Below are 8,414 nucleotides of genomic sequence, written 5' to 3'. Positions count from 1 at the left end.
TCCAAACACTTTTTGTATGTTTTTTTGTTTTTTTTTTTGGCTCCCCCAACGCTCCACACCTTCGCGCCCCTTCGAGTACTGCGCCGGAGACGAGTTGCCCAGCCTGGCGTGCCGGTCCGTGAAGGCCTCCTTGCCTACCTTCAAGGTAGGGAAGGAGGCCTTCACGGCAAGATTCAGGCCTGCACCTCGTTTGGTCACCTGCTGAGGACAGTTTTACCCTCAGCGCCAACGAGTCCCGGGTCCACACTGGCTTCTCCGTAACGAAAGAGGGAGCCCGTCATGACCGAGGACGTCCGGAACAAGGCGCCCGAGATGCCGCGCCAGCTCAAGACTGTCCGCGTCCTCCTGTGGATACAGGCGGTCCTCAATCTCCTCGCCAGCGCGCTCGTGACCGCCCTCGCGATCAACGAACTCGACCACGGCAACGAAGAAGCGGGGCTCGCTCTGGCGTTGGCGCTCCTCGGCTTCGCGGTCTCCCTCGTGCTGATCGCCTGCGCGATCAGGATCTCCCGCGGTTCGGCCTGGGTACGGCCCGCGGTGCTCGGCGTCGAAGGACTGTCCGTCGTCCTGGGGGTGATCGGCCTGATCAGCGGCGGGGCGGTCACCCAGCTGATCGGGATCGGCATCGCCATCGGCATCATCGTCGTCCTCAACAAACCCGAGGAACGCGCCTGGTTCACGCGCTGACGAGCTCGATCCGGTAGCGCACTTCGCACAGCGGGACGTCTTCGCCGGGCATGGTGTCGGTCTTCTCCGCCCCGTCCGGCGCCCATCCCGCCGCCGAGTAGAAGCGACGGGCGCGCTCATTCGAGTCGAGCACCCAGAGCGTCGCCTCGCGATGTCCCGAATCCCGCAGCGCGGCGACGGCGGTGTCGAGCATCAGCCTGCCCAGTCCCGTACCCCAGCGCGCCGGTTCGAGGTAGATCGCGCGCAGTTCCCCGCGTTCCCGGTCGACGGCGGTGAAGCCGAGGAGCGAGCCGTTCTCGACGAGGACCAGGACGTCGCGCCGGTTGACGGGATCGGCGAGGATCCGCTGCCAGCGCGCGGCCCGGCCCTCGACCGAGAGATCGCGCAGGTACAACTCCGGCAGCAGGCCCCGGTACGCCGACTGCCACGACCGGACGTTCACCTCGGCGATGGGCCAGGCGTCCTCGACGACCGCGGGGCGGATCGCGGGCATCGTCAGCCTTTCGCTTTACGGGCCGCGAAACCGGTCACGACGGCGAGCGAGAGCACCATCCCCAGCGCGATCCCCCAGCCCGCGCCGGTCACCCGCGAACTGCTCGGCAGCGCGTAGAACAGCATGCACACCATGACGATTCCGCCGCCCGCCACACCACCGTGGAAAGCGACCCCGAACGCGGCGGGCCGCAGGAACGCGCCGAGGACGGTCCCGATCAGGAGCGTCATCGCGACGACGAGGTAGATCGCGCCCTCGTCGGCCCGGCTCGACGAGTAGGCGAAGAGCTCGCCGGCCTCCACCACGAGACCGGCCACGCCACCGATCCCGGCCACGAGGGCCGCGAAAGTCAGTGCGCCCCGGGGTTTCCCCAGCCCGAGCCGGACGCTCCGGTCGCGTCGCACCGAAACCAGCGCCCAGGCGGCCGCGACGAGCAGGCAACCGCGGGCGAGCACGAGCACGACCGGACCGTACGGAACCACCGAGAGCATCGCCAGCCCGCACAGCAGCCCGGGGCCGACCGTCCGCCGCGTCCTCGGCGCGAACATCGCGATTCCCGCCCCGATCGCGAACACGATGAGCGGCGAGAGGGTCCAGCCACCGTCTTCGAAGAAGTCCTCCACGCTGCTGCTGACCTGGAACGCGATCACCACCAGGTACACCGCCGCCGCGAACGCGAACAGGCCGGCGGCGACGGCGAACGGGTCGGGCTTCAGGCTCGGAGCGGGCAGTTCGGCGGGCGGACGCGGCGCTTTGGGCGTCTCCGGAGCCGGGGCGAGCACGGGCTCGGGCGGCGGACTCGGCACGGGTCGCGGCTCTGTTCGCGGCTCTGTTCGCGGCTCCGGCACAGGCTGCGGCGCGGTTCGCGGTTCCGGCGCGGGCTGCGGTTCCGGTTCCCGGACGACCTGGCCCTCGACCCGGACGGCCACCTCGCCGGTCGGTCCGGTCACGGTGACCCGCCCGTCGAACGCCCCGATCTCCACCTGGTCCAGGCGGATTTCGGCCCCGCCGTCGACTTCGGTCACCCGCAGCCAGGAATGCGACGCGGTGAAACGGCAGGCCCGTGCGATCGGCGGCCCTTCCAGCCGGATCCGCGCCACCGGCCGCGATCCCCGGACGACCTCGCCGAACACCACCACCTCGGGCTCGGCGCGCACCAGCGCCTCCTGCCGCGCCAGGTCCGCGGCCTCGGCGACGTGCTGGATATCGGTCTGCGCCATCGCCGTGAGGACTTCGTGGGCGCCGATGGCGACGGAGAGGTTCTCGCTCGTCAGCCGTCGCTGGAGTTCCGTCACCGCGCCGAGGCGGGTGAACATGTTCGGATCCTCGCTCGCCGCGCGCAGGTCGGCCGGGACCGGCGACGGCTTGATCCGGCGCCGCCTGCTCCTGGCCAGGTACAGCTCGCCCTGCATCTCGATGTCCCGGCTGGGCGTCTGGTTTGGATTCCGCTCGCGGACGCTGTCGAAGAGGTAGTCGTAAAGCTCGCTGAGCGCGATCCAGCCGTCTTCGTCGCGATCCGCGTCCCCCGTGCGGAGCCCCTCGACCAGCGCCGACGTGAACACCGACGGCCGCGCGTGGTCGTCGGCGAGATGGTCGCCCTCGAAGGCGTACTCGATGGAGTTCGACGCGGTGATCACCGCGCGGCCCCGGCCACCGAGACCACCGCCCGGAAAAGCGTCGAGCACGTTGGCCTCGCCGGTGGCGCGCACCGCGACTCCTCGGCCGAAAGCGCCGCCGTAGCAGCAATCCAGCAGCAGGACGATGCTCCTCGACCGGCTCATCCGCATGCAGCGCTGGACGAAATCGGCGGGGACGGCACTCGACGCGAGCCGCTCCGGCCGGGTGTTGCGGGCGGCGAAGAACAGCTCCCCCGACTCGCTTTTCAAGCCGTGGCAAGAGAAATGCACCAGGACGACGTCGTCCGGCGCGCTGTCGGCGAACAGGTCCTCGACGCGGCTCGCGATGACGTGGGCGGTCTCGTCGCGCACCACCTGGACGTCGAAATCGCTGACGTCGCGGTCGGCGAGGACCGAGGCGAGCGCCTCCGCGTCGGCCGCCGGGGACCGCAGCGCGCTCAGCCCGGGGTTGTCGTACTCCCCGTTGGCGATGATCAAGGCCCGCCGCTGCCCGGTCATGGCGCCGAATGCCTGCTCAAGAAGAGGTCGACGAGCTTGTCCTGATCGGAGAGGCTCGCTTCGGACAGCTCCAGCACGTCGCCGTCGATCTCCAGCCGCACCGTCCGCTTCACCCTGCCACCGCGCGAAAGCCACTCCCGCGCGGCCGCCACCACCGAACGCAGGCCGTCGGCGGACTTCCCCAGTGTGACCAGCAGCCCGCCCGCCGTCGCCGCGTCGAAGCCGCGCGAGCCGGGCGGCGCCTCGCCGGCGGGCAGCGCCTTGACGTCGGCTAGCCCGCGTTCGATCAGTTCCCTTCGGAGATACCCGGCGAGCTGGTCGGCGCGCTCGGCGTCGGCCCCGTCCTCACCCAGCTGGACCCGCACCGCTGACGTCATCCCCGGCCTCCCTCGCCCGCACAAAACGAGGAAACGCCTACGCCCGTCCGGCGGCAAGGTCCGATCGGGCAGAGATGTTCACGTCAGCTTTTTTCCAGGTACTCCACACGATCTTCGTCGACGACGTCGGCGATCATGTGCGCCAGCCCCAGATAGTTCCCCAGGGCCGGGTCCTTCTCGACGATCTCCGACGAGCGGGCCCTCGCCTCGGCGATGACCTCCTCGTCCTGCAGCAGCGAAAGCAGTTTCAGGGTCGACTTCTTCCCCGACTGCGCGGCACCGAGGATGTCGCCCTCGCGGCGCAGTTCCAGGTCCATTCTGGACAGTTCGAAACCGTCCGTTGTGGACTCGACGGCGGCGAGCCGCTCGCGGGTGGTCGTCCCGTCCAGGGTTTCGGTGACCAGCAGGCACAACCCCGGCACGCTGCCCCGGCCGACCCGGCCGCGCAGCTGGTGCAGCTGGCTGATGCCGAACCGGTCGGCGTCCATGATCACCATCGCCGTCGCGTTCGGCACGTTCACGCCGACCTCGATCACGGTGGTCGCGACGAGCACGTCCAGCTCGCCCTTGGCGAACGCCTGCATCACGGCGTCCTTGTCGTCGGCGGGCATCCGGCCGTGCAGGGCCCCGATCTTCAGCCCCTTCAACGGTCCTTCGGCCAGCTCGGGCGCCACGTCGAGGACGGCGAGCGCCGGGCGTTTGTCGCCCTTGTCCGACGCCGGTTCGTCACCGATGCGCGGGCAGACGATGTACGCCTGGTGGCCCTTGCCGCATTCCTCGCGGACCCGCTGCCACGCCCTGTCCAGCCACGCGGGCCGCTCCGCGACCGGCACCACCGACGTCTTGATCGGCGACCGGCCGGCCGGCATCACGCGCAGCGCGGAGGTCTCCAGATCGCCGTACACGGTCATCGCGACCGTGCGCGGGATGGGCGTCGCCGTCATGACGAGCACGTGCGGGCTGGTGTCGTCGGAGCCGCGGGAGCGCAACGCGTCCCGCTGTTCGACACCGAAGCGGTGCTGCTCGTCGACCACGACCAGGCCGAGATCCGCGAAGGACACCGTGTCCTGGATGAGCGCGTGCGTGCCGACGACGATCCCGGCCTCGCCGCTGACCGTCTCCAGCAACGCCTTCTTGCGTTCCTTCGCGCCCATCGAACCGGTCAGCAGTGTCACGCGCGTCGCCTTCTCCGCGCCACCGAGCTGCCCCGCCTGCCCGAGGTCACCGAGCATTTCGCTCAGCGAGCGCGCGTGCTGCGCGGCGAGCACCTCCGTCGGCGCGAGCATCGCCGCCTGCCGCCCGGAATCGACGACCTGCAGCATGGCGCGCAGCGCGACCACCGTCTTACCGGAACCGACCTCGCCCTGAAGCAGCCGGTTCATCGGGTGCTCGGTGGAGAGGTCCCTGGCGATCTCCTCGCCGATCTCCTGCTGGCCCGAGGTCAGCTCGAACGGGAGCCGCTTGTCGAAGGCGTCGAGGATGCCGCCTTCGGTGTGCGGACAGGCCTTCGCGGGCCGGGAGACGAGGGAATGCCTGCGCTGCGCGAAAATCAGCTGCACCGCCATGGCTTCGTCCCATTTGAGCCGCCGCCGCGCGGAGTTCAGCGCGTCCCAGCCCGACGGCCGGTGGATGCCGCGCAGCGCGCTTTCCAGGCTGGGCAAGCCGTATTGGGCGAGCAGCTCCAGCGGCATCGGGTCCTCGTCGACCTCCAGCACGTCCAGCACCTGCCGCACGCTCTTGGCGATCACCCACGTCGGGATGCCCTGCGCCGCCGGGTACACCGGGATGATCTCGGCGAGGAAGTCGTCCAGCGCCTCGGCCTCCCTGTCGGCTTCGAACAGCTCGTACTCGGGATTCGCCAGCTGGAGGACGTCGCGGAAGGCGGTGACCTTGCCCGCGAAGAGCCCGTTCTTGCCGGGCACGAGTTCCTTTTCGCGCCAGGCCTGGTTGAAGAAGGTGCATTGCAGACGGCGTTTGCCGTCGGTGATCACCATTTCGAGCAAGGTGCCGCTGCGCGCCTTCATCCGGCGCTTGTTGACCCGCTCGATCCGCGCCATCACGGTCGCGTGCTCGCCGAGTTCGAGCCCGGCGATGTCGGTGAGCTGCCCGCGTTCGGCGTAGCGGCGGGGATAGTGGCGCAGGAGGTCGCTGACCGTCTCGATCTTGAGGCCCTTGGCGAGTGCCTTCGCCGTCGCCGCGCCCACGACCAGTTTCAGGTCCGCGCGCAGGTTGGTCATGCGGTCACTCCACCCCCATCAGCAGCACGGCGTCGGACTGGCCGCCGGCGTAACTCGTCACTTCGACCTCAGGATGTTCCACGCGGAGCCGGTCCGCCAGCTCGCCGGGCAGCCGGACCGGGACGTCGACGCCGGTCAGCACGGTGACCAGTTCGCCGCCGAGGGCCAGCATCCGGTTCAGCACGCCGACCGCCGCCGCGACCAGGCTCGTCTCCGAAGCGGGCGCGGGCTCGATCAGCACGACCTCGCCGTCGACCAGGCCGACGACGTCACCGGCCTGCGCCCGGCCCACCCAGGTTAGCGACTCCTCCTGCGCGATCCGCAGTTCGCCACGCCTGGTGGCGGCGGCCGCTTCGGCCATCGCGACCACGTCGTCGTTGGTGCGGCGGTCCTTGTCGTGGACGGCCAGCGCGGCGAGCACCTGGACGGGTGAAACGCACGGGATGACGACGACGTCGCGGTCCGCGGCCATCGCGTGCCCGGCCGCCGCGTCGGCCGCCGCGGTCAGCTGATGGCCGCCGGGGAGGACGGTGACGTGGTGCCCGGCGGCCTCGTTGATCAGGCCGAGCATCTCCTCGACCGTCGGTTCGCTCCCTTGCGGGACCGAAAGCACCGCGACGCCTTCCGCGCGGAGGAGTTCGGCCAGGTGCCCGCCGTGGACCACGGCGACGACCGACCGGTCGAGGCCGCCGCCGACCTCGACCGGCGTGGGTGTGATCAGCGGCTCGACCCGGACCTTGCGCGGGCGGCCGAGCTCGATCCCGGCCTCCAGCGCCGCGCCGATGTCCGCGCAGTGCACGTGGACGGCGTACGCGCCGGCGCCGTCACCGGCGACCGTGACGCTGTCGCCGAGGCCGCTGAGGGTCTTGCGCAACGCGGGCAGGCTGCCTTCGTCGACGCCGTCGAGCAGGTACATGACCTCCCAGGCCGTCGGCGCGTCGATCGTGTGATGGTGGTGCGCTTCGAGCGGGTGCTCCGGCTCGGTGACGCCGCCGGAGATCACGCCGGACAGGGCGTCGAGGACCGCGACCAGTCCGCGCGCGCCCGCGTCGACCACCCCGGCCACGGCCAGGACCGGCAGCTGCTTAGGGGTCTCTTCAAGCGCTTCGGCCGCGACGCTCGCCGCCGTGGCGGCCACCTCTTCGAGCGATCCCGTCGCGTCGCGGACTGTCGCGGCGACGGTGTGGAGCACGGTCAGGATGGTCCCGGCGACCGGGCGGCTCACGGCGCCCGTGGCCGCCCTGTCCGCGCGGCCGAGCGCCTCCGCGAGACCGGGTCCGTCGAGGTCCCTGGCGGCCGCCGACTCGGCGATCCCGCGCACGACCTGCGACATGATCACCCCGGAGTTGCCCTTGGCCGCCGCGACCGCGCCCTTGGCGAACGCCGCCAGCGCCTCGGCGGTCGTCGCGGGCTCGGCCTCCGCCAGCACGTCGCGGGCCGCGGTCATGGTGAACAGCAGGTTGGAGCCGGTGTCGGAGTCGGCGACCGGGTAGACGTTGATGCCGTCGATCGCCGGCCGCAGCACCGCCAGGCTGTGCACACAGGCCGCCGACCAAGCCGACACCGCCGTCACGTCGAGCACCCGCACCCCGTAACCTCCTAGCTGTTCCAGCGAGGGTATCGACCCGGTGCCGGAGGGCTCTGAGCCACTGGTTACTATGGTCGAGTTGCCCAGCATGCTGGGCGCATCATTCTTTGTCCCAGATCCAGAGGAGTTCGACGTGGCTGCCGTGTGCGACGTCTGTGGCAAGGGACCGGGCTTTGGCAAGTCGGTCTCGCACTCCCACCGGCGTACCAACCGCCGGTGGAACCCGAACATCCAGACCGTTCACGCCAAGATCGGTCTGTCCCAGCGCAAGCGCCTGAACGCCTGCACCTCGTGCATCAAGGCGGGCAAGGTCGTTCGCGGCTGAGCCGGGTTTTTGGGGAATGGCGGGCGCTCTTCGGAGCACCCGCCATTTTTTTATGCGCGGTTCTCGCGTGGAGGCTTTCGTGTGACTGGAGGGACGGCGCGTGTGCTCCGACGGACGACACGCGTGATGGGCGGGACGACACACGCGTGCGGGCAGGCCCTCGCCGCGAGTCGTCCGTCGGATCACGCGTGTCGTCCCTCCAGTCACACGAAACCGCCCGGCAGTAGGTACCTGAGACACTCATGGCTCCGACCCGAATCGCCACTCAGGACCACCTGGACCGAAGCCTCGACCGCACTGTCCGTGAAGGCCTCCTTCCCTACTCTCAAGGTAGGGAAGGAGGCCTTCACGGACTTTCGCCTCGCCCCGGGAGTCACACCGGCCACTGCTGTCACGCCAGGCGTCCCCCAAAGTCCGTGAAGGCCTCCTTGAGGGACTCTGGGTCCCTCAAGGAGGCCTTCATGGACAGCGGCATCGCCACAGGAGCCACACCAGCCACGTCGGTCACTGCTGTCACGCGCGCGTTCTCCGGAAGTACATGATGGCCCCCTTCCTTGCGCCTAGCGCAAGGA

At 70.0% G+C, this 8,414-nt stretch carries 8 protein-coding genes; 2 read left to right on the top strand and 6 right to left on the bottom strand.

Translation table 11 applies throughout. From position 1 onward, the window contains the following. A partial coding sequence (locus ACFWMR_RS41535; protein WP_378382369.1) for a hypothetical protein occupies positions 1–198 on the bottom strand: 198 nt, incomplete at its 3' end. 81 nt (positions 199–279) lie between these two features. Between ACFWMR_RS41535 and ACFWMR_RS41530 the strand changes: the two genes are divergently transcribed. Beyond that, complete coding sequence (locus ACFWMR_RS41530; RefSeq protein WP_378278402.1) at positions 280–687, top strand: hypothetical protein; 408 nt, start codon at positions 280–282, stop codon at positions 685–687. On the opposite strand, the gene ACFWMR_RS41525 is transcribed toward ACFWMR_RS41530, so the two are convergent. The 5 genes from ACFWMR_RS41525 to ACFWMR_RS41505 form a co-directional block, all read right to left on the bottom strand. Continuing rightward, the gene (locus ACFWMR_RS41525) at positions 677–1,180 is read right to left on the bottom strand and encodes a GNAT family N-acetyltransferase (RefSeq protein WP_378382368.1); all 504 of its coding nucleotides are present in this window, start codon (positions 1,178–1,180) and stop codon (positions 677–679) included. The two genes, ACFWMR_RS41530 and ACFWMR_RS41525, sit on opposite strands and share 11 nt — an antisense overlap. Positions 1,181–1,182: 2 nt before the next feature. Beyond that, positions 1,183–3,315 (bottom strand): caspase, EACC1-associated type, encoded by a 2,133-nt coding sequence (locus tag ACFWMR_RS41520; RefSeq protein WP_378382367.1) that lies wholly within the window; start codon positions 3,313–3,315, stop codon positions 1,183–1,185. Continuing rightward, on the bottom strand, positions 3,312–3,692 hold the full coding sequence (locus ACFWMR_RS41515; RefSeq protein ID WP_378382366.1) for a hypothetical protein: 381 nt from the start codon (positions 3,690–3,692) through the stop codon (positions 3,312–3,314). The genes ACFWMR_RS41520 and ACFWMR_RS41515 overlap by 4 nt, the downstream gene beginning before the upstream one ends. 83 nt (positions 3,693–3,775) lie before the next feature. Continuing rightward, the gene (recG, locus tag ACFWMR_RS41510) at positions 3,776–5,929 is read right to left on the bottom strand and encodes an ATP-dependent DNA helicase RecG (RefSeq protein WP_093932872.1); all 2,154 of its coding nucleotides are present in this window, start codon (positions 5,927–5,929) and stop codon (positions 3,776–3,778) included. Between the two features lie 4 nt (positions 5,930–5,933). Beyond that, complete coding sequence (locus tag ACFWMR_RS41505) at positions 5,934–7,517, bottom strand: DAK2 domain-containing protein (protein ID WP_378382365.1); 1,584 nt, start codon at positions 7,515–7,517, stop codon at positions 5,934–5,936. Positions 7,518–7,650: 133 nt separating this feature from the next. Here ACFWMR_RS41505 and rpmB point away from each other — a divergent pair, with 133 nt between their 5' ends. Continuing rightward, positions 7,651–7,842, top strand: coding sequence for a 50S ribosomal protein L28 (gene rpmB, locus ACFWMR_RS41500; RefSeq protein WP_007031450.1), 192 nt, complete (start codon positions 7,651–7,653; stop codon positions 7,840–7,842). Positions 7,843–8,414 lie beyond the last annotated feature (572 nt).

It is taken from the genome of Amycolatopsis thailandensis (assembly GCF_042723255.1).
In the GTDB taxonomy this organism is placed as follows: domain Bacteria; phylum Actinomycetota; class Actinomycetes; order Mycobacteriales; family Pseudonocardiaceae; genus Amycolatopsis; species Amycolatopsis thailandensis.
Note: the sequence above shows the minus strand (reverse complement) of the source record. Positions and strands in the feature narration are given on the sequence as shown.